Source organism: Klebsiella sp. JN_Kp127 (assembly GCF_040062505.1).
Classification (GTDB): Bacteria; Pseudomonadota; Gammaproteobacteria; order Enterobacterales; family Enterobacteriaceae; genus Klebsiella; species Klebsiella quasipneumoniae.
Genome location: NZ_JBEAHS010000054.1, coordinates 262759 through 287265, shown reverse-complemented (window position 1 = coordinate 287265; position 24507 = coordinate 262759). Strand labels below are relative to the sequence as shown.

Annotated in this window: 21 protein-coding genes and 1 pseudogene; 12 read left to right on the top strand and 10 right to left on the bottom strand. The window is 58.7% G+C overall.

The window, feature by feature from the left end:
- Window positions 1–71 precede the first annotated feature (71 nt).
- Window positions 72–3209 carry an exonuclease subunit SbcC gene (sbcC, locus tag ABLV04_RS25445; RefSeq protein ID WP_180266053.1) on the bottom strand — a complete coding sequence of 1046 codons (3138 nt, stop codon included), beginning with the start codon at window positions 3207–3209 and terminating at the stop codon, window positions 72–74.
- Window positions 3206–4411, bottom strand: coding sequence for an exonuclease subunit SbcD (gene sbcD / locus ABLV04_RS25440; protein WP_048296837.1), 1206 nt, complete (start codon window positions 4409–4411; stop codon window positions 3206–3208). The genes sbcC and sbcD overlap by 4 nt, the downstream gene beginning before the upstream one ends.
- Before the next feature lie 182 nt (window positions 4412–4593).
- On the opposite strand from sbcD, the gene phoB reads away from it, so the two are divergent.
- The 5 genes from phoB (at window position 4594) to malZ (ending at window position 11763) form a co-directional block, all read left to right on the top strand.
- Complete coding sequence (phoB, locus tag ABLV04_RS25435; protein WP_004204861.1) at window positions 4594–5283, top strand: phosphate response regulator transcription factor PhoB; 690 nt, start codon at window positions 4594–4596, stop codon at window positions 5281–5283.
- Between the two features lie 21 nt (window positions 5284–5304).
- The gene (gene phoR, locus ABLV04_RS25430; RefSeq protein WP_023288581.1) at window positions 5305–6600 is read left to right on the top strand and encodes a phosphate regulon sensor histidine kinase PhoR; all 1296 of its coding nucleotides are present in this window, start codon (window positions 5305–5307) and stop codon (window positions 6598–6600) included.
- Between the two features lie 414 nt (window positions 6601–7014).
- Entirely contained in the window at window positions 7015–8334 is a 1320-nt protein-coding gene (gene brnQ / locus ABLV04_RS25425) for a branched-chain amino acid transporter carrier protein BrnQ (protein ID WP_023288582.1), read from the top strand.
- An 86-nt stretch (window positions 8335–8420) separates the two neighbouring features.
- A complete protein-coding gene (gene proY / locus ABLV04_RS25420) occupies window positions 8421–9794 on the top strand; it encodes a proline-specific permease ProY (protein WP_023288583.1) in 1374 nt (457 codons plus the stop codon).
- A gap of 151 nt (window positions 9795–9945) precedes the next feature.
- Window positions 9946–11763 carry a maltodextrin glucosidase gene (gene malZ / locus ABLV04_RS25415; RefSeq protein WP_180266054.1) on the top strand — a complete coding sequence of 606 codons (1818 nt, stop codon included), beginning with the start codon at window positions 9946–9948 and terminating at the stop codon, window positions 11761–11763.
- Here the strand turns inward: malZ and ABLV04_RS25410 are convergent.
- The gene (locus tag ABLV04_RS25410) at window positions 11760–12662 is read right to left on the bottom strand and encodes a LysR substrate-binding domain-containing protein (RefSeq protein ID WP_023288585.1); all 903 of its coding nucleotides are present in this window, start codon (window positions 12660–12662) and stop codon (window positions 11760–11762) included. The two genes, malZ and ABLV04_RS25410, sit on opposite strands and share 4 nt — an antisense overlap.
- 266 nt (window positions 12663–12928) lie before the next feature.
- Between ABLV04_RS25410 and ABLV04_RS25405 the strand changes: the two genes are divergently transcribed.
- The 3 genes from ABLV04_RS25405 to ABLV04_RS25395 all read left to right on the top strand — a co-directional run bounded on the left by ABLV04_RS25405 (window position 12929) and on the right by ABLV04_RS25395 (window position 16145).
- Window positions 12929–13570 (top strand): hydrolase, encoded by a 642-nt coding sequence (locus tag ABLV04_RS25405; protein ID WP_002890357.1) that lies wholly within the window; start codon window positions 12929–12931, stop codon window positions 13568–13570.
- Between the two features lie 136 nt (window positions 13571–13706).
- Entirely contained in the window at window positions 13707–14252 is a 546-nt protein-coding gene (locus ABLV04_RS25400) for an antibiotic biosynthesis monooxygenase (protein WP_023288586.1), read from the top strand.
- Between the two features lie 24 nt (window positions 14253–14276).
- Window positions 14277–16145, top strand: coding sequence for an amidohydrolase (locus ABLV04_RS25395; RefSeq protein WP_147733604.1), 1869 nt, complete (start codon window positions 14277–14279; stop codon window positions 16143–16145).
- A 58-nt stretch (window positions 16146–16203) separates the two neighbouring features.
- Here the strand turns inward: ABLV04_RS25395 and fba are convergent, their stop codons facing one another.
- From fba to ABLV04_RS25370, 5 genes are all read right to left on the bottom strand, one after another.
- Entirely contained in the window at window positions 16204–17058 is an 855-nt protein-coding gene (gene fba / locus ABLV04_RS25390) for a class II fructose-1,6-bisphosphate aldolase (protein WP_162923956.1), read from the bottom strand.
- A 35-nt stretch (window positions 17059–17093) separates the two neighbouring features.
- Complete coding sequence (locus tag ABLV04_RS25385; protein ID WP_032453579.1) at window positions 17094–18056, bottom strand: PfkB family carbohydrate kinase; 963 nt, start codon at window positions 18054–18056, stop codon at window positions 17094–17096.
- Between the two features lie 65 nt (window positions 18057–18121).
- Window positions 18122–19513, bottom strand: a complete 1392-nt coding sequence (locus ABLV04_RS25380) for a PTS ascorbate transporter subunit IIC (RefSeq protein WP_044521232.1) — start codon at window positions 19511–19513, stop codon at window positions 18122–18124.
- Window positions 19514–19533: 20 nt separating this feature from the next.
- Window positions 19534–19821 (bottom strand): PTS sugar transporter subunit IIB, encoded by a 288-nt coding sequence (locus ABLV04_RS25375; RefSeq protein WP_017898931.1) that lies wholly within the window; start codon window positions 19819–19821, stop codon window positions 19534–19536.
- Window positions 19822–19826: 5 nt separating this feature from the next.
- Window positions 19827–20270, bottom strand: a complete 444-nt coding sequence (locus ABLV04_RS25370) for a PTS sugar transporter subunit IIA (protein WP_180266055.1) — start codon at window positions 20268–20270, stop codon at window positions 19827–19829.
- A 55-nt stretch (window positions 20271–20325) separates the two neighbouring features.
- On the opposite strand from ABLV04_RS25370, the gene ABLV04_RS25365 reads away from it, so the two are divergent.
- Window positions 20326–20472, top strand: coding sequence for a hypothetical protein (locus tag ABLV04_RS25365; RefSeq protein WP_171879256.1), 147 nt, complete (start codon window positions 20326–20328; stop codon window positions 20470–20472).
- A 144-nt stretch (window positions 20473–20616) separates the two neighbouring features.
- Here the strand turns inward: ABLV04_RS25365 and ABLV04_RS25360 are convergent, their stop codons facing one another.
- Window positions 20617–21219: a peroxiredoxin gene (locus ABLV04_RS25360; RefSeq protein ID WP_004178733.1), complete on the bottom strand. Its 603-nt coding sequence runs from the start codon at window positions 21217–21219 to the stop codon at window positions 20617–20619.
- A gap of 127 nt (window positions 21220–21346) precedes the next feature.
- Complete coding sequence (gene acpH, locus ABLV04_RS25355; protein ID WP_023288592.1) at window positions 21347–21928, bottom strand: ACP phosphodiesterase; 582 nt, start codon at window positions 21926–21928, stop codon at window positions 21347–21349.
- Window positions 21929–22016: 88 nt separating this feature from the next.
- On the opposite strand from acpH, the pseudogene ABLV04_RS25350 reads away from it, so the two are divergent.
- The 3 genes and pseudogenes from ABLV04_RS25350 to tgt all read left to right on the top strand — a co-directional run bounded on the left by ABLV04_RS25350 (window position 22017) and on the right by tgt (window position 24497).
- A pseudogene (locus tag ABLV04_RS25350) lies at window positions 22017–22132 on the top strand (hypothetical protein).
- Between the two features lie 64 nt (window positions 22133–22196).
- Entirely contained in the window at window positions 22197–23261 is a 1065-nt protein-coding gene (gene queA / locus ABLV04_RS25345; protein ID WP_004204841.1) for a tRNA preQ1(34) S-adenosylmethionine ribosyltransferase-isomerase QueA, read from the top strand.
- 108 nt (window positions 23262–23369) lie between these two features.
- Window positions 23370–24497, top strand: coding sequence for a tRNA guanosine(34) transglycosylase Tgt (gene tgt, locus ABLV04_RS25340; protein ID WP_002890395.1), 1128 nt, complete (start codon window positions 23370–23372; stop codon window positions 24495–24497).
- Window positions 24498–24507 lie beyond the last annotated feature (10 nt).

Here is a 24507-nt window from a genome sequence, read left to right as displayed (position 1 = left end):
GCTCCCCCTCACCCCGACCCTCTCGCTCCGGAAGAGGGTTAGGGTGAGGGGACATCGCAATGATTCAAACCTCACTCCACCGCAAACGCTCTGTCCAGCCGACTGTAGCCCAGACCATTGATCTTCTTCACTTTGATCTGCACCGGAATGCGATCTTTCATCGCCTCCACGTGGCTGATCACCCCGATAATCTTGCCGCTGGCATTCAGCGCGTCCAGCGCGTCCAGCGCCGTGTCCAGCGTTTCGCTGTCGAGGGTGCCGAAGCCTTCATCAAGAAACAGGGAATCAATCCGCGTCTTATGGCTCACCAGATCTGACAGCGCCAGGGCCAGCGCCAGGCTGACGAGGAAACTTTCGCCACCGGAGAGGGTGCGGGTGTCGCGTACGGCGTCGGCCTGCCAGGTATCGACAACCTCCAGCTCCAGCGCTTCGCTGGCTTTGCGCTGCAGCAGATAGCGCCCGTGCAGGCGGTTAAGCTGCTGGTTTGCCAGCCAGACCAGATTATCCAGCGTCAGCCCCTGGGCGAATTTGCGGAACCGGTCGCCGGTGCTGGAGCCGATCAGCGAATTGAGATAGCCCCAGTCATCCGCCCGCTGCGCCGCCTCTGCAATCTGTCGCCCCAGCGCCTGCTGATGTTGACGGCTCTCTGTGTCCTGCCTGAGCTGCTGGCGGATCTCGCCCTGGCGGGTGGTGTTGTCCCGCAGCCGCTGGGCCAGGGCCTGCAGCTGGGTTTGCAGGGCGGGGATGTCCGCGTCCGTCCCTTGCGGACGCAGCGCCAGGTGCGCCTGCTGCTGACGGGTCGCCTGCTCGCAGAGCGCCGTCGCCTGCTGGAGCTGCTGCTCCAGCGTCTGTTTTAACTGCGTCAGCCGCTGGACGGTCTCGTCATCCAGCAGCGCGGCGAGAAACGCCTGCCGATCGCTAAAGCGGCTGGCGGCCAGGGCGGCGGTAAATTGCGCCTGCGACTGGTCCAGGCGCGCCTTCTCTTCGGTCTCCAGCTGCTGCTGGGCGACAAGCTGGCTGTGCAACGCCAGGCACTCCTCATGGATAGCGCGCCAGTTGTCGGGAACCACCGGCTCAGCTTCAGTCTCTGCCTCGTCGCTGGCTGGCAGCGTCTCCAGCAGCGGCTGCAGGGCGGCAATCTGCTCCTGAATGGCGCCATGCCGGGTCTGTTGCGCCTGCCACTGGGCAAATTCGCTTTCGCGAGCGTTCAGCCAGGCGGCTTCTGTCCCTTCTTCCGGCAGGTTGAGCGTCAGGGTCTGCAGGGCGCTTTCCAGCCCCTGGCGCGTGGCCGTCAGCTGCTGCTGAGCCTGGCGCGCCAGCGCCTCCTGATCGTTAAGCTGGCTCTGCAGCATCAGGCGCTGGCTAAGCTGGTAGAGCTGTTGCTCGTAGCGCTCCTGCTCCTGTATCCAGTCGTTTATCTCTTGCGCAATATCCCGCGTGATCTGAAGAGAGGCGCAGGTTTCCTGCCACGCTTTAGTGAGCGCTTGCTCTTCCTCAGCGAGCCGCCCGGCCGCTTCGGTTTCACGCTGGAGCTGCTGCGTCAGGGCGTTGACCTGCCCGAGGATCAGCAGACCTTCTTCTTTCAGCGCGGCGACCTCTTTTTCCAGCACATCGCGGCGGCGCTGGTTATCCGTGACCGTCAGCGAGGCGTATTGTTCAATCGCCGGGTGTTCACAGGAGCCGCACAGCGGGCAGGGCTTACCGGCCTCAAGCCGGGCGCGGTAACCTTCCAGATCTTTAATCGTTTCTTCCCGCTGGCAGAGCGCCTTCAGGTCGAGATAGTGCTGGTTTTTGTCTTTGTACTGCTCCCGGCGCTGCGCCAGGGTGGCGTTGAGTTTTACCTGCTCCGCCTGCGCCTGCTGTACGCTTTCGGCGTTCTGGCGCAGACGCTTGCGCAGCAGCTGATGCTGTTCATGAAGGGAGAGCAGCCGCTGGCGCAGCGGTCGCGACTGGGTTTGCTGCGCCATCGCCGCCGCAACGTCATCGGCGGTCAGCGACAGAGGGCTGGCCGGCAGATCGGCCAGCTTCTGGCGCAGCGCGGCCAGGCGGGTGGTCTGGGCCGTCAGCTGCTGATTATCCCGAGTCAGCTGCGAAAATTGCGCCCGCCAGCCGGCGATCTCCTGGCCCCATAAGCGAAATCGCTCATGGGCCGCCAGCCACTGCGCCAGATCGGCCAGTTCAGCCTGACGCTGCCGCTGGGCATGCACGGCGCTGCGGCGAATGCGCGCGCGCAGCGCCGTGCTGGAAAGTAAGCGAGCATTCACTTCATTGATTCGCTGGCGGGTTTGCGCCAGGCCTGCCGCGTGCTCCTGTTGACGCTCCCATAAGGGGCGCAGCTGGGCGGCGGGTTGGGCCAGCTCAAGCCTGGCGAGCGCCGGCGCGGCGTCGGCCAGCGCCTGACGGGCCTGCTGCTGGCCGCTGACCGCCTGCTGCTGCTGCTGCGCCAGCTCATCGCGACGCGTTAGCCACTGAAGCTGCTGCTGCTGGTTTTGCTGCTGCGCCAGCAGGGCTTTCTCTTCGTCAGTAAGTACCTGCAAACTTTCCTGCAGCGCCTGCTGCTGGGCCTCCGTCAGCAGGACGATGCCCGCCGCCTGGGCTTCGAACTTCTCCAGCGTATGGCGAGCGGCTTTGTGCTGCTCATAGACCATCGCCGAAATCTGACCGTAGATTTCCGTGCCGGTCAGCTCCTCCAGCAGCTCCGCGCGATCGCTCGGCTTGGCGTTCAGAAAGGCGGCAAATTGCCCCTGGGAGAGCAGCATCGAGCGGGTGAAGCGGCCATAGTCGAGGCCGGTGAGCGCCGCGGTTTGCTCCAGCTTATCCGAGACCTTATCGGCGAGGATTTTACCGTCGGCGCAGCGCGCCAGCTCGACGCGGGGCGCCTGCAGGTTGCCATCTGGCTGGTTACGCGCCCGGTTCTGGCTCCAGAAGGCGCGGTAGGCGATGCCTTTCACTTCAAACTCCACCTCCGCCAGACACTCGGCGGTATCGCGGGTCATCAGGTCATTTTGCGACTGGGAGACTTTATTCAGGCGCGGCGTCTCGTGATAGAGCGCGAGGCAAATGGCGTCGAGCAGGGTGGTTTTCCCGGCGCCGGTGGCGCCGGTAATGGCGAACAGGCCGTTGCTGGCGAACGGCTCGGCGGTAAAGTCTATCTTCCATTCCCCTTTCAGGGAGTTGAGGTTTTTCAGACGCAGACTGAGGATTTTCATGCGTTTTCGTCCTCCGCGGTGAGCGTATGCAGCGTATGAGCGAACAGCTCGTGCAGCCGTGCGCGCTTCTCATCGTCAATCTCGGTCAGCGCCAGCCGGCGCTCGAACACCTCTTCCACCTTGAGTTCGCTGAGGGTCTCCCGCTGGGCGTTGAGCAGTATTTTCTCGCGCTGCTCGCGGCTGCGGCGCACCAGCAAGACTTCCACCGGCAGATCCTCCGTCAGCGCCTGAATATGGCGCTGAATATCGTGCAGGTACTCCTCGGTGGTGATTTCGATATCCAGCCACACCGGCGGGTCCTGTTCAACGCCGCGCCACTGCGACAGCTGGGCGGTGATGGCGGCCAGATCGCCTTTGATGACCGCCAGCGGCTGGGTGACGGGCACCTCAAGGGTCTCCACGGCGCTGAGTCGCCCATCGCTAAAGCTCACCAGATGCACCGATTTCGCTTTACCGGTTTCATCAAAGCTCAGCGGCAGCGGCGAGCCGCTGTAGCGGATGTGCTCGCAGCCGCCAACCACCTGCGCCCGGTGAATATGGCCCAGCGCAATGTAGTCGGCAGGGGGGAAGTGCTGCGCCGGGAAGGCATCCAGCGTGCCGATATAAATGTCGCGAACGGCATCGCTTTTGCTGGCGCCGACGGTGGTCAGATGGCCGCTGGCAATCACGGGCAGCGGCCGATCGCCGCGCAGGGCGCAGGCCTGCTGATACTGCTCCTGATAATAGTCGCTGATGGCGTGCAGCAGCTGCTGCTGTTTTTCCCGACCGGAGTGGCCGGCCTGGCTGGTGACCAGCTCGCGCGGGCGTAAAAACGGCACCGGGCAGAAGATAGCGCCTGGGGTGCCGTCGCGCCGCGGCAGCTCAATGGGCGGGCAGCCGGCGTTCGCCACGACGGTGGTGTGTAAAAAGGCGAGGATATCGCGGGATTCATTAAGCATCGCCACCGAATCGTGGTTGCCCGCCAGCACCACCAGGCGACAGCCGGTCTGCTGCAGTTGGACGACAAAGCGGTTATACAGTTCGCGAGCGTAGCTCGGCGGCGATCCGGTATCAAAAATATCGCCGGCCACGATGATGGCGTCGACTTCATGCTCCTGCGCGCGGGCCAGCAGCCAGGTCAGGAAGGCGTCATGTTCGGCCGCACGGCTTTTGCTGTAAAAATTCTGGCCCAGGTGCCAGTCGGAGGTGTGAAGGATGCGCATAAATCTTCCCTAGCGAAAAAAGCATGAGCGGCAGTATACCATTTGTCGGAGAGGGGTAAGTCCGCGTCATGCTTCAAAATACCCGATCGTCAGACGGTCATTTTTTTCATAAATCTGTCACAAAAGTGACGCATAATGACGCCGCACTTCTATACTGATGGCTAAAAAACACAGGGTAAATAATGGCGAGAAGAATTCTGGTCGTTGAAGATGAAGCTCCAATCCGCGAAATGGTCTGCTTTGTTCTGGAGCAAAATGGCTTTCAGCCTGTCGAAGCGGAAGATTATGACAGCGCGGTGAATCAACTCAATGAACCCTGGCCTGATTTGATTCTCCTTGACTGGATGCTGCCGGGCGGTTCGGGGCTGCAGTTTATTAAGCTGCTCAAGCGCGAGGCGATGACCCGGGATATTCCGGTGGTGATGCTGACTGCGCGCGGAGAAGAAGAGGATCGCGTTCGCGGCCTGGAGACAGGGGCGGACGACTACATTACCAAGCCTTTCTCACCGAAGGAGCTGGTGGCGCGAATCAAAGCGGTGATGCGCCGTATTTCGCCGATGGCGGTGGAAGAGGTGATTGAAATGCAGGGGCTGAGCCTCGATCCCTCATCGCACCGGGTGATGACCGGCGAGAGTCCGCTGGACATGGGGCCAACGGAATTTAAATTATTGCACTTCTTTATGACCCATCCGGAGCGGGTGTATAGCCGCGAGCAGCTGCTGAACCACGTCTGGGGAACCAACGTCTATGTGGAAGACCGCACGGTAGACGTCCATATTCGCCGCCTGCGTAAAGCGCTGGAACACAGTGGCCATGATCGCATGGTGCAAACGGTTCGCGGCACGGGGTATCGTTTCTCCGCCCGTTTCTGAATTTTGACAGGAGTGTGACCCGTGCTGGAACGGCTGTCATGGAAAAGGCTGGCGCTGGAGCTCTTTTTAGCGTGTATTCCGGCCCTGATTCTGGGGGCGTTTGTGGGTCATTTGCCGTGGTTTTTACTGGCGGCAGTGACCGGTTTGTTGATTTGGCATTTCTGGAATTTGATGCGCCTGTCGTGGTGGCTGTGGGTGGACCGGAGCATGACCCCTCCGCCCGGCCGCGGCAGCTGGGAGCCGCTGCTGTATGGTCTGCACCAGATGCAGATGCGTAATAAAAAGCGTCGACGTGAGCTGGGAAGCCTGATCAAACGATTTCGCAGCGGGGCGGAATCCCTGCCGGACGCGGTGGTCCTGACCACGGAAGAGGGGGCCATTTTCTGGTGCAACGGCCTGGCGCAGCAGATTTTAAACCTGCGCTGGCCGGACGACAGTGGGCAAAACATTCTTAACCTTCTGCGCTATCCTGAATTCGCCAACTACCTGAAACAGCGTGATTTTTCAAAGCCGCTCAATCTGGTGCTGAATAATGCCCGTCATCTGGAAATTCGCGTGATGCCCTACAGCGACAAACAGTGGCTGATGGTGGCGCGCGACGTGACGCAGATGCATCAGCTGGAAGGGGCGCGGCGTAACTTTTTCGCCAACGTCAGCCATGAGCTGCGCACCCCGCTGACGGTGCTGCAGGGCTATCTGGAGATGATGCAGGAGCAGGTGCTGGAAGGGGCGACCCGTGAAAAGGCCCTGCACACCATGCGTGAGCAAACCCAGCGTATGGAGGGGCTGGTGAAGCAGTTGCTCACGCTGTCGCGTATTGAAGCCGCGCCGGCGCTGGCGATGAATGACCGCATCGACGTGCCGATGATGCTGCGGGTCGTGGAGCGCGAGGCGCAGACCCTCAGCCAGGATAAGCAGACGCTGATTTTTACCGTCGATGAGCAGCTCAAGGTGCTGGGCAACGAGGAACAACTGCGCAGCGCCATTTCTAACCTGGTCTATAACGCGGTGAACCACACCCCGCCGGGCACCGAAATTCGCGTCAGCTGGCAGCGAACGCCCCAGGGGGCGCTGTTCAGCGTCGAGGATAATGGGCCGGGCATTGCGCCGGAGCATATTCCCCGTCTGACCGAGCGCTTCTATCGGGTGGATAAGGCTCGCTCCCGGCAAACCGGGGGCAGCGGCCTGGGGCTGGCGATCGTCAAACATGCGGTCAACCATCATGACAGCCGGCTGGAGATCGACAGCACGGTGGGCAAGGGAACCCGTTTTAGCTTCCTGCTCCCGGAACGATTAATTGCCAGAAACGACGCCTGAGCGGCGCGCTGTCAGCTTATCTTGCCAATGACCAGCTTCGGCTGGTCATTTTCCCTGTCAGTCGTTTTTCTCTTGCCTATTTAATGAACGCGCGCTGCTTTTTTGTTCGCATGATAAGCCACGGGTTTTCCAACAATATGGTAAATGATTCTGGTGTGAAACTGATAACCAGCATAATCATCTGCTTTTGCGATCGTGCCTTGCTTTAAAACGTTATAAGCGTTTAAATTGCGCCTGCGCAGTCGATGACAGACTGCTTTTGCGTGGTAATACCAAAAACAATTCTTTCCCACGCCGCTTCGGGAGCATATCTCGCTGAGTTTACCGGCAATCGCCGCTGTATCGTCCCTGAGAGGGTAGCGCGGTATTTTTCCATTTTTTTACAACACCACATCCACAGGCAGTAATGAATTTATGACCCATCAGTTAAAATCTCGCGACATCATAGCGTTGGGCTTTATGACCTTCGCGTTGTTCGTTGGCGCAGGCAACATTATTTTCCCGCCGATGGTTGGCTTACAGGCGGGCGAGCACGTCTGGACGGCGGCGATCGGCTTCCTGATCACCGCGGTGGGTCTGCCGGTGCTGACGGTGGTGGCGCTGGCGAAAGTCGGCGGCGGCGTTGAAAGCCTGAGCACCCCGATTGGTAAAGTGGCTGGTATCCTGCTGGCGGTGGTGTGTTATCTCGCGGTGGGACCGCTGTTCGCGACCCCGCGCACCGCGACCGTCTCTTTTGAGGTCGGGATTGCGCCGCTGACCGGCGACGGCCCGCTGCCGCTGCTGATCTACAGCGTTATCTACTTCGCGCTGGTGATCCTGGTCTCGCTCTATCCGGGCAAACTGCTGGATACGGTGGGCAATTTCCTGGCGCCGCTGAAAATTATTGCCCTGATTGTGCTGGCGGTCGCCGCTATTGTCTGGCCGGCAGGCCCGATCAGCGACGCGCTGGAAGCGTATCGTACCGCGCCATTCTCCAATGGCTTCGTCAACGGCTACCTGACCATGGACACCCTCGGCGCGATGGTGTTCGGGATCGTGATTGTCAATGCCGCACGCTCCCGCGGCGTCAGCGAAGCGCGTCTGTTGACCCGCTACACCGTCTGGGCGGGCCTGATGGCAGGCGTCGGTCTGACCCTGCTGTATCTGGCGCTGTTCCGTCTGGGCTCGGATAGCGCCACCCTCGTGGACCAGTCCGCTAACGGCGCGGCGATCCTCCACGCCTACGTGCAGCATACCTTCGGCGGGGCGGGCAGCTTCCTGCTGGCGGCGCTGATCTTCATCGCCTGCCTGGTGACGGCGGTGGGCCTGACCTGCGCCTGCGCCGAATTCTTTGCCCAGTATCTGCCGTTCTCCTATCGCACGCTGGTCTTTATCCTCGGCCTGTTCTCGATGGCGGTCTCCAACCTCGGTCTGAGCCACCTGATTCAGGTGTCGATTCCGGTGCTGACCGCTATCTACCCGCCGTGTATCGCACTGGTTGTATTAAGCTTTACCCGCAGTTGGTGGCATAATTCGTCCCGTGTTATCGCGCCGGCCATGTTTATCAGTCTGATGTTTGGTATCATTGACGGGATTAAGTCATCGGCGTTTGCCGCTATCCTGCCGGCCTGGACCGCGCGTCTGCCGCTGGCGGAGCAGGGCCTGGCCTGGCTGATGCCGACCGCCGTGATGGCAATTCTCGCGGTGATCTGGGACCGTGCCGCCGGACGTCAGGTGACCTCCAGCGCGCACTAACCGGCGTTGAGGACAAGCGTTTAACCACGGGACTTCGGGTTCCGTGGTTTTTTATTTTTTGTGTTAAACGGCATTGAAAAACCACGATGGAAAGTAGTAACAAGCTTAAGCGCGGGCTAAGCACCCGGCACATTCGCTTTATGGCCCTGGGTTCCGCCATCGGCACCGGGCTTTTTTACGGTTCAGCCGACGCGATTAAAATGGCCGGACCCAGCGTACTGTTGGCCTACATTATCGGCGGCGTCGCGGCATATATCATTATGCGCGCGCTCGGTGAGATGTCGGTGCATAACCCTTCCGCCAGCTCATTCTCCCGCTATGCCCAGGAAAACCTCGGCGGACTGGCGGGGTATATCACCGGCTGGACCTACTGCTTTGAAATCCTGATTGTCGCCATCGCCGACGTCACCGCCTTCGGGATCTACATGGGCGTCTGGTTCCCGACGGTGCCGCACTGGATCTGGGTGCTCAGCGTGGTGCTGATCATCTGCGCCGTCAACCTGATGAGCGTCAAGGTATTTGGCGAGCTGGAGTTCTGGTTCTCGTTCTTCAAAGTGGCCACCATCATCATCATGATCCTCGCCGGGTTCGGCATCATTATCTGGGGGATCGGCAACGGCGGCCAGCCGACGGGGATTCATAATCTGTGGAGCAACGGCGGCTTCTTCAGCAACGGTTGGCTGGGAATGGTGATGTCGCTGCAGATGGTGATGTTCGCCTACGGCGGTATCGAAATCATCGGCATTACCGCCGGCGAGGCGAAAGATCCGGAGAAATCCATTCCACGCGCCATCAACTCAGTGCCGATGCGCATTCTGGTGTTCTATGTCGGCACGCTGTTCGTCATTATGTCTATCTATCCGTGGAACCAGGTGGGTACCGACGGCAGCCCCTTTGTCCTGACCTTCCAGCATCTGGGCATTACCTTCGCGGCCAGCATTCTTAACTTCGTGGTCCTGACGGCCTCGCTGTCGGCGATTAACTCCGACGTGTTCGGCGTGGGCCGTATGCTGCACGGCATGGCCGAGCAGGGGAGCGCGCCGAAGGTGTTCGCCAAAACCTCGCGTCGCGGTATTCCGTGGGTGACGGTGATGGTGATGACCATTGCGCTGTTGTTTGCGGTATACCTCAATTACATCATGCCGGAAAACGTCTTCCTGGTGATCGCCTCGCTGGCCACTTTCGCCACCGTGTGGGTGTGGATTATGATCCTGCTGTCGCAGATTGCCTTCCGCCGCCGTCTGTCGCCAGAGGAGGTCAAGGCCCTGAAATTCAAAGTCCCCGGCGGGGTGGCGACCACGGTTGTCGGCCTGGTGTTCCTGGCGTTTATTATCGCCCTGATCGGCTATCATCCGGACACCCGCATTTCGTTGTATGTCGGTATGGCGTGGATTGCGCTGCTGCTGCTGGGCTGGGTCTTTAAGACCCGTCGCGAGCGCCGCCTGGCGCAGGCTCAGTAATCGACATCGCCCCGGTCAGCATCGCGCGACCGGGGCGGCTTGCCGACCCGCGTCCTCCCCCGTTATCCTCCCCCAAAAAATCCTGTGACGATGAGTTCTGCGCCTGACGGCTATGGCAAGGTGTGCCCATTCTGCACAATGAGGATTCACGATGTTGAAGGCATGGCACCTTCCGGTTGCACCCTTTATCAAGGTGCAACAGGACCGACTGTTTATTACCCTGTGGTTAAGCGGTGAGTCGCTGCCGCAGCGGATCACGCTGCGCGCGGAAGAAGATAACGAAGAGCTGTCGCTGCCGATGCAGCGCCTCCGCCAGGCGCCGAGGCCGGGGGTGGTGGCATGGCGCGGTGAAATCCATCTCGCCAGCGGTCAGCCGCGCCGCCGCTACAGCTTTAAGCTGCTGTGGGCCGACCATCAGCGCTGGTTTACGCCGCAGGGCTTCAGCCGTTTCCCGCCGGCCAGGCTGGAGCAGTTCGCCGTCGACCTGCCGGACGCCGGCCCGCAGTGGGTGGCCGATCAGGTTTTCTATCAGATTTTCCCCGATCGCTTTGCCCGCAGCGCTGCGCGTGACGGCGATCAGGACGCGGTCTATTACCATCACGCGGCGGGACGGGAGATTGTGCGCAAGGCGTGGGACGAACCGCTTACCGGCGAGGCGGGCGGATCGACGTTCTACGGCGGCGATCTCGACGGCATCAGCGAAAAACTGCCGTACCTGAAGCAGCTCGGCGTGTCCGCCCTGTATCTGAACCCGGTCTTCGCCGCCCCCAGCGTGCATAAATATGACACGCAGGATTATCGGCGCGTCGATCCGCAGTTTGGCGGCGACGCGGCGCTGCTCCGCTTGCGCCATAACACCCAGCGGGCGGGAATGCGCATGATCCTCGACGGCGTGTTCAACCATACCGGCGATTCCCATCCCTGGTTCGACCGTCACCAGCAGGGCAGCGGCGGCGCCGGCCATCATCCGGACTCCCCGTGGCGCGACTGGTTTACCTTCTCCGGGGAGGGGCAGGCGCACAACTGGCTGGGTTATGCCAGTCTGCCGAAGCTCGACTATCGGTCGACCAGCCTGGTCAACGAGATCTATGCCGGCGAGGACAGCATCGTACGCCACTGGCTGAAGGCGCCGTGGAACATGGACGGCTGGCGTCTGGACGTGGTGCATATGCTCGGCGAAGGCGGCGGGGCGCGAAATAACCTGCGGCATATCGCCGGCATCACCCAGGCGGCGAAGCAAACGCAGCCGGAAGCCTTTGTCTTTGGCGAACATTTTGGCGACGCGCGCCAGTGGCTGCAGGCGGATGCCGAAGATTCGGCAATGAACTACCGCGGCTTCACCTTCCCGATCTGGGGATTCCTTGCCAATACCGATATCTCTTACGATCCGCAGAAGATAGACGCCCAGACCTGTATGGCGTGGATGGATAATTATCGCGCCGGGCTGTCGCATCAGCAGCAGCTACGGATGTTCAATCAGCTCGACAGCCATGATACAGCGCGTTTTAAATCTCTCCTTGGCAAAGACGTAGCGCGCCTGCCGCTGGCGGTGGTGTGGCTGTTCAGCTGGCCGGGGGTACCGTGCATCTACTACGGCGACGAGGTGGGCGTGGATGGCAATAACGATCCGTTCTGCCGTAAACCTTTCCCGTGGGATCCGGCGCTGCAGGATACCCAGCTGCTGGCGCTGTATCAGCGGATGGCGAAACTGCGTAAAGCCCAGCAGGCGCTGCGCTACGGCGGCTGCCAGGTGATTTACGCCGAGGATAACGTGGTGGTGTTTGTCCGCGTCTATAAACAGCAGCGGGTGCTGGTGGCGATTAACCGCGGCGAAGCCTGCGAGGTGGTTATCGAGGATTCGCCGCTGCTGGACGTGGGGGCCTGGATGCTGCAGGAAGGCGCCGGCGCCTTCCATGACGGGGTGCTGACCCTCCCGGCTATCTCCGCCTGCGTCTGGTCCGGCCGTTAACGATAGAGCTGGCTCAGCAGGTCGTCGCGGAGGAGCGCCTCCCGCCACCAGCGCTGAGCCAGCCCATCATTCCCGCTGCGCCAGGCCATGTAGGTGATATCTTTTTCCCGCCAGCAGGCGACGCTTTTCTCCACCAGACAGCCTTTTTCCAGCCACGGGCGGGCGATATGACGCGGCAGAAAGCCGCAGCCCAGCCCGGCGCACAGCAGTTCGACTTTACTGGCGAAATCATCGACGCCGATTTGCGGTTGTTCATCAAGCAGGTTGCTGTTCAGCGGATGGCAATAGCGGGCGCTGTCGCGGATCACTACCGCCCGGTGCTGGCTGAGCTGCTTATTGCTGAGCGGCGCTTCCGCGCCGGCCAGCGGGTGGGTCGGAGCGACCACGAAAATGTTATCCAGCGCGCCAAGGGTTTGCCATGACCACTCGGCGGAGGTAGGCGGCTCATTGATGGCGCCGAGGATAATATCCGCGCCATGGTGGGTCAGCTCTTCCCACGAACCGGCGAGGGTGTGATGACTGAAGTTCAGCCGCGTCTGCGGGTTTTGCGCGTAGAACTCGGCGATCAGCGGCAGCAGGGCTGAAAAGGGAAACGAGGCGTCGAGGGCGATCGCCAGCTCTCGCTCCCAGCCGGCGCTAAGCTGCTGGGCCTGCTTTTCCAGATCTCTGGCGGCGCTCAACAGCTGGCGTCCTTTCTCGAGCATCAATCGCCCGGTATCGGTAAACTTCGCCCGGTGACCGGAGCGATCCAATAAGACAATGTCCAGATCGTTCTCCAGCTTCTGGATCATATAGCTCAGCGCGGCGGGGGTTTTATACAGCGACTCCGCGGCGGTGGCGAAGGATCCGTGTCGGTCCAGCGCATCAAGGATCATCAGAACATCAAAGTTTACGCGCATCAGGGGTTTCCATTAATTTATTTTCCCCTTGTTGTACCTAAGCGCAATAATCAATGCCAGTGAATAAATCAGAACAGTTTGACGTAAAAATTTGATGAAAGCTGGCGTGAGTCAATACTAACCGCCGACAAAATATAAATCACAAAAAAACTTTAATAACTTGTTAGAAATAACTGGCTATACTCACCATGCTTTATCAGTCAGGATCTACACGACGCATTAACCATCATGTCATCTTTTTAACTCATTGATTAAGAAGGTATTTAATGTCTATTCGTGAACTGCTCGATCCCACTAATTCCGCCCTTATCTTTATTGATCATCAACCACAGATGTCATTTGGCGTGGCGAATATCGATCGCCAGACCCTCAAAAATAACACCGTGGCGCTGGCCAAAGCCGGCAAAATTTTTAATGTACCGGTGATTTACACTTCCGTAGAGACCAAAAGCTTCAGCGGTTATATCTGGCCGGAATTATTGGCTGTGCATCCTGACGTCAAGCCGATTGAGCGTACTTCAATGAACTCCTGGGAAGACGATGCCTTCGTTGCGGCGGTGAAAGCGACCGGCCGTAAAAAGCTGGTGATCTCCGCTCTGTGGACCGAAGTTTGCCTGACGTTTCCGGCGCTGATGGCCCTGGAGGCGGGCTACGAAGTGTATGTGGTCACCGATACCTCCGGCGGTACCTCTGTCGACGCCCATGAGCGTTCTATTGACCGGATGGTGCAGGCGGGTGCGGTGCCGGTGACCTGGCAGCAGGTGTTGCTGGAGTACCAGCGCGACTGGTCGCGCAAAGCGACTTACGATGCGGTCATGGACCTGGTGCGCGAACACAGCGGCGCCTACGGGATGGGCGTGGATTACGCTTATACCATGGTGCACGGCGCGCCAGAGCGTAAAGCGTAACTCACTTCATCCTTCAAGCTGCCTCTTTGTTGGCTGCGTTTGTCCGCTCAGACGCAGCATGAATGATGTTGTGCAGAGCCATTTATCGCTAATGGCAGGAGCAATCCTGGCATTCCCCTGAAGCAAGGAACTCTTTATGGCGCAGCAAAAATCGGTGACCCTGGTCATCAGCCATCTGCTCGATCCGCAACACGGCCAGCGCTACGAAGAGTGGCTCGGCAAAATCATGCCCATCGCGGCTGAATTTCCCGGCCATCTCGGGGCGAATGTGATCCGGCCCGCCGCAGGGCAGAATCTGTGGAGCGTGATTATCCGCTTCGACACCCTGGAGCATCTCTACGCCTGGACGCAGTCGGAAACCCGTCGTCAGCTGGTGGCGGAGATTGCCCCGCTGCTGACGGAGGGCGATCGGACGGAGGTGCGGACCGAACCGGCCTTCTGGTTTACCCCGCCGGTGGCGAATGTGCGCCAGCCGCGGCGCTGGAAACAGTTTCTGATCACCCTGCTGGTGATTTTCCCCAGCACCAACCTGGTGCCGGCGGTGACCGGCATGCTGTTGCCGTCGCTGAAGGGGAGCCTGCTGCTGCACCTGATCAATGATGCCTGCGTGGTTGCGCTGGTGGTCTGGTTCTGGATGCCCATCGTGACCCGCCTGTTTGCTGGCTGGTTGAAGAAAAACTGAGTCAGCCTCCCCAAGGAGTGCGTTATGTCGCAAACTGCCACACTGATTCTGACCCACGGCCAGATTCATACCCTCGATCGCGCGAATCCGCTGGCGGAAGCCGTGGCCATCGCCGACGGAAAAATTGTTGCCACCGGAAGCCACGATCGGATCATGAGCTTTGCCGCCGAGGGGACGCAGATCGTCGATCTCAAAGGGCATACGGTGATCCCGGGCCTCAACGATTCTCACCTGCACCTGATCCGCGGTGGGTTGAACTACAACCTTGAGCTCCGCTGGGAGGGGGTGCCCTCGCTGGCCGATGCGCTGCGAATGCTCAAGGAGCAAGCGGATCGCACACCCTCCCCACAGTGGGTGCGGGTGGTCGGCGGCTGGAGCGAATTCCAGTTCGCCGAACGACGGATGCCGACCCTGGAAGAGCTAAACGACGCGGCGCCCGATACGCCGGTATTTGTGCTGCATCTCTACGATCGCGCGCTGCTGAACCGCGCGGCGCTGAAAGCTGTGGGATATACCAAAGAGACGCCGGATCCGGCGGGCGGCGAGATCGTCCGCGATAGCCACGGCAACCCGACCGGGATGCTGATCGCCAAACCAAACGCCATGATCCTCTATGCCACCCTGGCCAAAGGGCCGAAGCTGCCGCTGGATCTGCAGGTGAACTCCACCCGCCAGTTTATGCGCGAGCTGAACCGGCTGGGGCTGACCAGCGCCATCGACGCCGGGGGCGGTTTCCAGAACTACCCGGAAGATTACGAAATTATCGAACAGCTGCACGCGAAAGAGCAAATGACCGTGCGCATCGCCTACAACCTGTTTACCCAGCGGCCGCAGCAGGAGCTGGAGGACTTCGAACGCTGGACCGACATGCTGAAGCCGGGGCAGGGGACCGACTTCTATCGCGCCAACGGCGCCGGCGAGATGCTGGTGTTTTCGGCGGCGGATTTTGAAGATTTCCTGCAGCCGCGGCCGGATCTGCCGCAAGGCATGGAGGATGAGCTGGAGCGGGTGGTGCGCCACCTGGTGGAACATCGCTGGCCGTTCCGCCTGCATGCCACCTACGACGAGTCCATCAGCCGGATGCTGGACGTGTTTGAGAAGGTGAACCGCGACATTCCGTTTAATGGCCTGCACTGGTTCTTCGACCATGCCGAGACCATTACCGAGCGCAACATTGAGCGGGTGAAGGCGCTGGGGGGCGGCATTGCGGTGCAGCACCGGATGGCCTTCCAGGGCGAATATTTTGTCGATCGCTACGGCAAAGAGGCGGTGAAACATACGCCGCCGGTGGCGAAGATGCTGGAGCTGGACGTACCGGTAGGGTTGGGGACCGATGCCACCCGCGTCGCCAGCTATAACCCGTGGACCGCGCTGTACTGGCTGGTCTCCGGGCGCACCGTCGGCGGGATGGCGATGTATGACGATAACAACCGGCTGCCGCGCGATGTCGCGCTGGAGCTGTGGACGGCGGGCAGCGCCTGGTTCTCCAGCGAGCAGGGGAAAAAGGGCCGTCTGGCCGCCGGTCAGCTTGCCGATCTGGTGGTGCTGTCGAAGGACTATTTCAGCGTCGCGGAAGAGGAGATCAAAGGCATTGAGTCGGTGCTGACGGTGGTTGACGGCAAAGTGGTGTATGCCGCCGGTCACTTCTCGCCGCTGGCGCCGCCGCCCATTCCGGTGCTGCCGGAGTGGTCGCCGGTGGTGAAGGTCCCGGGCCATTACCGTTCCGCTCCGCCGACCGCCGCGAAAATCGGCGCGATCGTGCAGATGCACCAGTGCTGCGGGAGCTGCGGCGTTCACGGCCATCAGCATGATATCGCGCGGAAATCGTCGATCCCGGTTGCCGACGAGCAGGCCTTCTGGGGCGTGCTGGGCTGCTCCTGCTTTGCCTTCTGATGCCTGACGCCTCCGCCCCGGTAGCTAAGGGGCGGAGGTCTCAGCCACCTTTCCCGCATCAATAGCGCTGCTGTGAGCCAAATAGCGCCATGCGGCGGGCAATCATCTCGCGTACCGGCTGCAGCCCCTGGGCGATCACTTTCCGCGGATCGTTCACATCGTGCCCGGTATCGGCAGCGAAGATCGCCTTCACCTGCTGGCACCAGGCGTACATATTTTCGGTATTAACGTTAATCTTGGCGGTGCCGCAGGCAATCGCCCGGCGCATATCCTCATCGGCAATACCGGTGCCGCCATGCAGCACCAGCGGAACCTTCACCCGCTCGGCAATGGCTTTCATCTCGCTAAATCCCAGCCTGGCTTTGCCTTTATACAGGCCATGGGTGGAGCCCAGCGCGGCGGCGAGGCAGTCCACCTGGGTTTCTGTCACCAGGGTGTAGCACTCCTGCGGATCGGCATAGATGACTTCGGAATTGACAATGCCGTCTTCGCTACCGGCGATAGTCCCCAGTTCAGCCTCCACGGAGATACCTTTGCTGTGCGCCAGCGTCACCAGGTGGCGGGTAATGGCCAGGTTTTCCCTGAACGGCAGATGTGAGCCATCAAACATAATGGAACTGAAGCCGGCGGCGATCGCCGCTTCGCAGGCCTCCCGGGTGGTGCCATGATCCAGATGCAGCGCCACCGGAACATCAATACGTAAATACTCCATGGCGTTAACCACGATGTCATGAATACATTTTAACCCGAGCATATGCTTAACCGTGCCGCCGGACACGCCCAAAATAACCGGTGAGCGGCACTGCTGGGCGGTGCTTAATACGGCGCCAACCCACTCCAGATTATTAATGTTGAACTGACCGACGGCGTAGCCGTCCCTCAGGGCATGCTGAAGCATGTCCTTCATCGACACTAACATATTCACCTCTTGATATTTATTAAATACAGTTATTCTTCAAAATATTGCTTTAAGTTTCTCTCGTAGCTATTTAACGAGTGGTGGACGACCGCCAGGTCCGGCATAGATTCCCGTACCCCTTTTTTCTCAATAGAAATGGCGGCGGTGAGGCTGGCAAATAAAATAATATTATCTATGTGCCATGAGTAGTGGACGCCATAGGTGAAGGCGCCGTGAAATACATCCCCGGCTCCGGTGGTATCCACGGCATTGCACAGCCAGGAAGGAACGATCTGCAGCATACCGCTTTTTAAAAAAGCGCAGCCTTTTTCGCCAAGGGTAATAAATGCCTCGCCGCGGCAAATTTTATTCAGCTCAATCAGCGCCGCTTTAATTTCTGCTTCGGTGCTCAGCGAGCGATAGCTCATATAGTCGCGGGCAAAATGTTCGCTCACCACAAAATAGTCGGTCCAGGCCGCCAGTTTAATATTGCTGGCACGCAGTGACCCACCGTCCATCACGACTCTGGCGTTGGGCAGTTTCTTAATTAAATATTCACTGATTTCCGCCTCATGGCCGTCAATTAAAATAGTGACTGGCTCCTCGGCGGCAATCAGCCGCTCGGCGAGGTCGTCCAGTTTGAGCTTTTGATCGTAGGTCAGGGAAGGCGGTGTTTGCATCTTGCGGGTAATAATCGTCCGCGAACCCGTTAAGCGATTGACGAGCACCGAGGCCAGCGGGGTGATCATGTCATCGGAGAAAACCACCTGGCTGGTATCCACGCCCGCTTCGGCAAACTCATCGATAATGCGCTGACCGTAAAGATCCTGATGCAGATGGCCGATGTAATAGACCTCCTCCCCCCATAATCCCAGCAGCCAGGCCGCATTGGCCGCCGGGCCGCCGCCGCTTTCGATAAAATCATGACAAAAGTTTTTAGTATTCTCCTGGGGCCATTCATTGAGAAAGAAAAACTGATCGAAACAAGCAAATCCAATGGACAAAATAGCCATAACCACTCCTGATTATTTGTCAGCGGCGGGAAGCTTGACCGTCCCGCCGGGAAAAATGACCTTGCTTATTCATTTTTCTGCTTGGCGATAAGCTCCTCATAGCTGAGCGTGTTGCCCACCACCCGTACCTGACGGAAGCAGAAAGGCGCCAGCAGCGCGACGAGCAGCGCCAGACAAATCAGGTAGATAGTGACCTGGCCAAACTGGGTAAACGCGTTACCGATAATGATGCCCCACACCGCGAAGTCGAAATCGGCGAAGGTACTGTTTTCAAACCCGAGGTTGCCGAGCGCCGGCAGCAGCATCGCCGGCAGGAAGGCCAGGAAGATCCCGCCGATAAAGGCGGCGATGATACAACCGCGCTTACCGCCCAGCTTGTCGGCAAAGACCCCGGAGGTACCGCCGCAGAAGAAGTGCGGCACCATGCCGGGAATAATCAGCGCCATGCCCAGTCCGCCGAGCATGAGCATCCCGACCAGCCCGCCCACAAAGGAGCTGATGAATCCCACCACCACCGCGGTGGGGCTAAAGGTGAAGAACACCGCGCAGTCAACGGCCGGGATGGAGTCCGGGATCAGTTTCTGGCTGATGCCCTGGAATGCCGGCACCAGATCGCCCAGGATCAAGCGCACGCCGTTGTAGACAATGGCTACGCCAACGGCGAACTGCAGACCGGTCAGCACGGAGAAGATCAGCATGTTCTGGTCGGTGATGGTGCTCAGGTACGCCGACCCGGCGACAGCGCTGCAGATAAAGTAGATAACAAACATCACGATACCGGTGGTGACGGTGGTATCGCGCAGAAAACCCCATTTCTCTGAGATTTCGGTATCGGCGAAGGAGTTTGCCGGATTACCGGTCCGGCTGGCGATCCACGCCGAGAGGTAGTAGCCCAGAGAGCCGAAATGGCCCATGGCGATCCCGCCGTCCTCGGTCACCTGCCTGGTGTAACGCTGGCCAATGGCGGGGGAGATGGCCGACCATGAGCCCAGCAGGAATCCGCCGATCAGGATCAACATCCAGCCCTGGAACTCCGCCGCCTGCAGGACGGCGGAGAACAGGCAGGCGAGAAAGAATGAGTGATGACCGGTGAGAAAGATATATTTATATTTTGTGCAGCGGGCAATGATCAGATTGAAAATAAAGCCCAACAGCAAAATACTCATGGTTTCCACGCCCAGCATCTTCTGGGCGACGGAGACAATGGCTTCATTGTTCGGAATAACGCCGCGGATATTAAATCCCGCTTCGATAATGCCGCCCAACGGGTTGAGATTGGCAACGATAACGCCTGCGCCAGCGCTCAACATCAAATAGCCTAAAATCGGCTTTAATGTGCCGGTAAGGAGTTTGTTGCCGGGGGAGCGCAGCGCCACTAAGCCAACGAAGGCGATAAGCCCCATTAAAAAAGCGGGTTGACTGAATATTTCCGTTAAGAAACTAAGAATAGCCTGCATGGTCGTTCCCTCTATGCTGATTAAGAGTGAGTCGCAGCAATTTTCATCAGCGCGTCGGTAATATCCTCGGCGATTTTTGCTTTATGGACATAGCTGCGAATAATGGCGACATGACAGTGGGCCGGAAATTGATTTGCCAGTTCTTTGATCGTGACATAAAGGTCGGCTTTTTCCCCGACGGCGTTAGCAAAATCGACCGAGGCGACGTCCGCTTTGATACCTAATTCTTCACAGATCTTCTTCACATTATTCGCAGCCATCAATGAACTGCCAATACCGTTACCACAAACCGTTCTGATAACTAACATAATGACTACTCCATTTGTTTTTGGATGAAATGTAAGATTGAATTCACGTCAGTTTCCTGCTGAAGAAAGGTCACGATATCTGACTCGATCAGCGAGGCTATCAGTTGGATCATTTTGATATGACTGTCAGCATCGGCGCCGGCGATGGCGATGACGACGGTAACCGGATCGAACTCATCGTGGCCGAAGGTCACTGGCGTGGCGGTGGTGACAAGCGAAAATCCGGTCTGCAATGCCCCTTTTTCCGGGCGGGCGTGCGGCATGGCAATCCCGTCATCTATCACGATAGCGGCGCCAAAATCTTCGTATACCGTCAGCATCTCGCTGACATATTCGGCGCTGCAAATCTGACGCCTGGCGAGTAATGAACCCGCCAGTTCGATGGCCTCTTCCGCATGGGAAATATTCTGCTTCAGGGCGATTAACGTCGGGTCAAAAATAATATCCATTCTCTTCTCCTGAACGTATTCCTGTTCCTGAGTAAAATCATGACCAAATACATTGATAAAAATGATGGATGAGATCACATCCGCGGTTTTAAATATTGATGGCGATCACATCGACGGCAAAGTGCTGGCGGAAAATCATATAAATAATTTATATGATTTTCAGGGAGTTATGGAGTGCTTGAGATTTGGCGCTGAAATTTGACAGAGAAAAAATGAGAGGCAGAGCGAAATTTTTCGGCAGAAGTGTATTCCTGGTCACAAATATCGCCGGGTCATTTTCTTAAATTTTGACGTCGCTAACAAAAAAGGCCCGCCTGAGCGAGCCTTTTATAAAAACGTGTGCCGATTACAGGCTGGAGACGTTTTCGGTCAGGTATTTTGCAACGCCTTCCGGAGAGGCAGCCATACCTTCTTTTCCTTTTTCCCACTGCGCCGGGCAAACTTCGCCGTGCTCTTCGTGGAACTGCAGCGCGTCAACCATGCGCAGCATTTCGTCGATGTTACGGCCCAGCGGCAGGTCGTTAACCACCTGGTGGCGAACCACGCCGTTAGCGTCGATCAGGAAGGAACCACGCAGGGCAACGCCTTCGTCCGGATGCTCGATACCGTAAGCTTTCTGGATTTCACGTTTGATGTCAGCAACCATCGCGTATTTAACCGGGCCGATACCGCCCTGGTCTACCGGGGTGTTACGCCATGCGTTGTGCACGAACTCGGAGTCGAAGGAAACGCCAACCACTTCCACGCCGCGTTTCTGGAATTCTTCGTAACGTTTGTCGAACGCGATCAGCTCAGACGGGCAAACGAAGGTGAAGTCCATCGGCCAGAAGAACAGAACGGTAGGTTTACCGTTGGTGTGCTGTTTGAAATTGAATTTCTCAACGATCTCACCATTACCCAGCACAGCGGCTGCAGTAAAATCCGGCGCTTGACGAGTGACCAGAACCATTTGATTCTCCTGTAATTACTAAGGTTATTTAAAACGCAACGCCGGCAAGTATAGAGCCTGTCCGCCAATAACACAAAGAGGCACCGACAATCGTTCAGCCAGCTTTTACCTATCAATGTCGCAGCGATTACAGCTGTTTGTTTTTCGCCTGACGCATCATCTGCGGATAAAAGCGCCAGAACTGCCCCTCCAGCCGGTCATAGTGGGTATCCAGATCCTGCCAGGAGTCGCGCAGCGCCTCGAGACGCGGGCGGCGGCTGGCCATGCCGTTGAGCACGCGCTGAATAAAATCCATCTCCTGATAGCGCTCCAGCCAGCGCTCCGACCAGAGATATTGGTTGAGATTGACGAAGCGGGGCGGCGAGTCGGGCAGGATGGGGACGATCTGCCGCTCGGCGTAGCGCACGAACTCCTCCAGCGGCAGGTCAGGGGAGAGCTGCGCCCAGTGCTGCGACAGGAAATGATCCCACATGACGTCGAGGGTGATCGGGGCGACGCGGCGGGTCTGCGGGCGAAACCACTCCCGCGCCTCTTTGACTTCCGCCAGGTTGTCAGTCAGCACGTCAATCCGCCGATGCATATAGATGCCGTCAACAATCTCCGCCGGATAGTCGCCCTGCGGGTTGCCGCGCACAAAGTCGGCCATCAGATTGCCGGGCAGCGAACTGTCGGCGAGATGGGCCAGGTGCAGGTGGGCGAGAAAATTCATAGTGACGACATCCTTCAAATACTTTCTGGTGGGCAGAGTGAGCGGTGTAGCGCTGCGCGTCGCCCTGAACGGCAGCCCCGGTGCCCGGATGGCGTGCTGTCTGGCCGCGCGCGGCCCTCTGCCACCGGTGATGCATTCGGCTGCCGCATGGCGGCATTCGGAATGATTTGGAATATAGATTATGTCATTCATCCGGAGGGGTAAAGGTTGCAGGCAGACCGCCCCGGCACTAGACTACCCGCCTCTTTATTCAGTCTGAGTTATCGTCATGCGCGTTACCGATTTTGCTTTTGAACTACCCGAATCCCTGATCGCCCACTATCCGATGCCTGAGCGCAGTAGCTGCCGCTTACTCTCCCTGGACGGGCCGACGGGCGCGCTGACGCATGGCACCTTCACCGACATCCTCGATAAGCTCAATCCCGGCGATCTGCTGGTGTTTAACAACACCCGGGTGATCCCGGCGCGTCTGTTCGGCCGCAAGGCCAGCGGCGGCAAGATTGAAGTGCTGGTGGAGCGGATGCTGGATGATAAGCGCATCCTCGCCCATATTCGCGCCTCGAAAGCGCCGAAGCCGGGCGCCGAGCTGCTGCTGGGCGACGACGAGAGCATTCAGGCCACCATGCTGGCGCGTCACGGCGCGCTGTTTGAAGTGGAATTTAACGACGAGCGCCCGGTGCTGGAGATCCTTAACGGGATCGGCCATATGCCGCTGCCGCCCTACATTGATCGCCCGGACGAAGACGCTGACCGCGAGCTCTATCAAACCGTCTACGGCACCCGGCCGGGCGCGGTAGCCGCCCCGACCGCGGGTCTGCACTTCGACGAACCGCTGCTGGACAAACTGCGCGCTAAAGGCGTTGAGATGGCGTTTGTCACCCTGCACGTGGGCGCGGGTACCTTCCAGCCGGTGCGCGTCGACAGCATTGAAGAGCACACTATGCACTCAGAATATGCGGAAGTGCCGCAGGAGGTGGTCGATGCGGTGCTGGCGGCGAAAGCGCGCGGCAATCGCGTGATCGCGGTGGGCACCACCTCGGTACGCTCGCTGGAGAGCGCGGCGCAGGCGGCGAAAGACGCCCTGATCGCGCCGTTCTTCGACGATACGCAGATTTTCATCTATCCGGGTTATCAGTACCAGGTGATCGATGCGCTGGTGACCAACTTCCATCTCCCTGAATCCACACTGATTATGCTGGTGTCGGCGTTTGCGGGTTATCAGCACACCATGAACGCCTATAAGGTAGCGGTGGAGCAGAAATATCGCTTTTTTAGCTACGGGGATGCGATGTTTATCACGTACAATCCGCAGGCTATTTCTGAGCGTCCCTGAAAAGGCCGGCCCGCCGGCTTTTGGCACGCCATGACGCATTTTTAGCCACGGAATCATTCCGTGGCGAGTATCAAAACGTCGGACTGTTTTTCTGACGCAGGAGCAAGCATGAAATTTGAACTGGATACCACCGACGGTCGCGCCCGCCGCGGTCGCCTGGTGTTTGAGCGCGGCGTGGTGGAAACACCGGCCTTTATGCCCGTTGGCACCTACGGCACCGTCAAAGGGATGACGCCGGAAGAGGTGGAAGCCACCGGCGCGCAGATTATTCTCGGCAACACCTTCCACCTGTGGCTGCGCCCGGGTCAGGAGATCATGAAGCTGCACGGCGATCTGCACGATTTTATGCAGTGGAAAGGACCGATCCTGACCGACTCCGGCGGCTTCCAGGTGTTCAGCCTTGGCGATATCCGTAAGATCACCGAGCAGGGCGTCCACTTCCGTAACCCGATCAACGGCGATCCGATTTTCCTCGATCCGGAAAAATCCATGGAGATTCAGTACGATCTCGGTTCCGACATCGTGATGATCTTCGACGAATGTACGCCGTACCCGGCGGACTGGGATTACGCCAAGCGCTCGATGGAGATGTCTCTGCGCTGGGCGAAGCGCAGCCGCGACCGTTTCGATAGCCTTGGCAATAAAAATGCGCTGTTCGGCATCATTCAGGGCAGCGTTTACGAAGATTTACGTGATATCTCGGTGAAAGGTCTGGTAGAGATTGGCTTTGATGGCTACGCTGTCGGCGGTTTGGCGGTCGGCGAGCCGAAGGAAGACATGCACCGTATTCTGGAGCACGTCTGCCCGCAGATCCCGGCCGATAAACCACGATACCTGATGGGCGTCGGGAAGCCGGAAGATCTGGTGGAAGGGGTACGTCGCGGTATCGATATGTTCGACTGCGTCATGCCGACGCGCAACGCGCGTAACGGCCACCTGTTCGTCACCGACGGCGTGGTGAAAATCCGCAACGCGAAGCACAAAAGCGATACCGCGCCGCTGGACGCCGAGTGTGATTGCTATACATGTCGCAATTATTCACGCGCTTACTTGCATCACCTTGACCGTTGCAACGAAATATTGGGCGCGCGTCTCAATACCATTCATAACCTGCGCTACTATCAGCGTTTAATGGCTGGTTTACGCAAGGCTATCGAAGAGGGTAAATTAGAGAGCTTCGTGACCGATTTTTACCAACGTCAGGGGCGCACCGTGCCTCCTTTGAACGTTGATTAATTTTAATAAT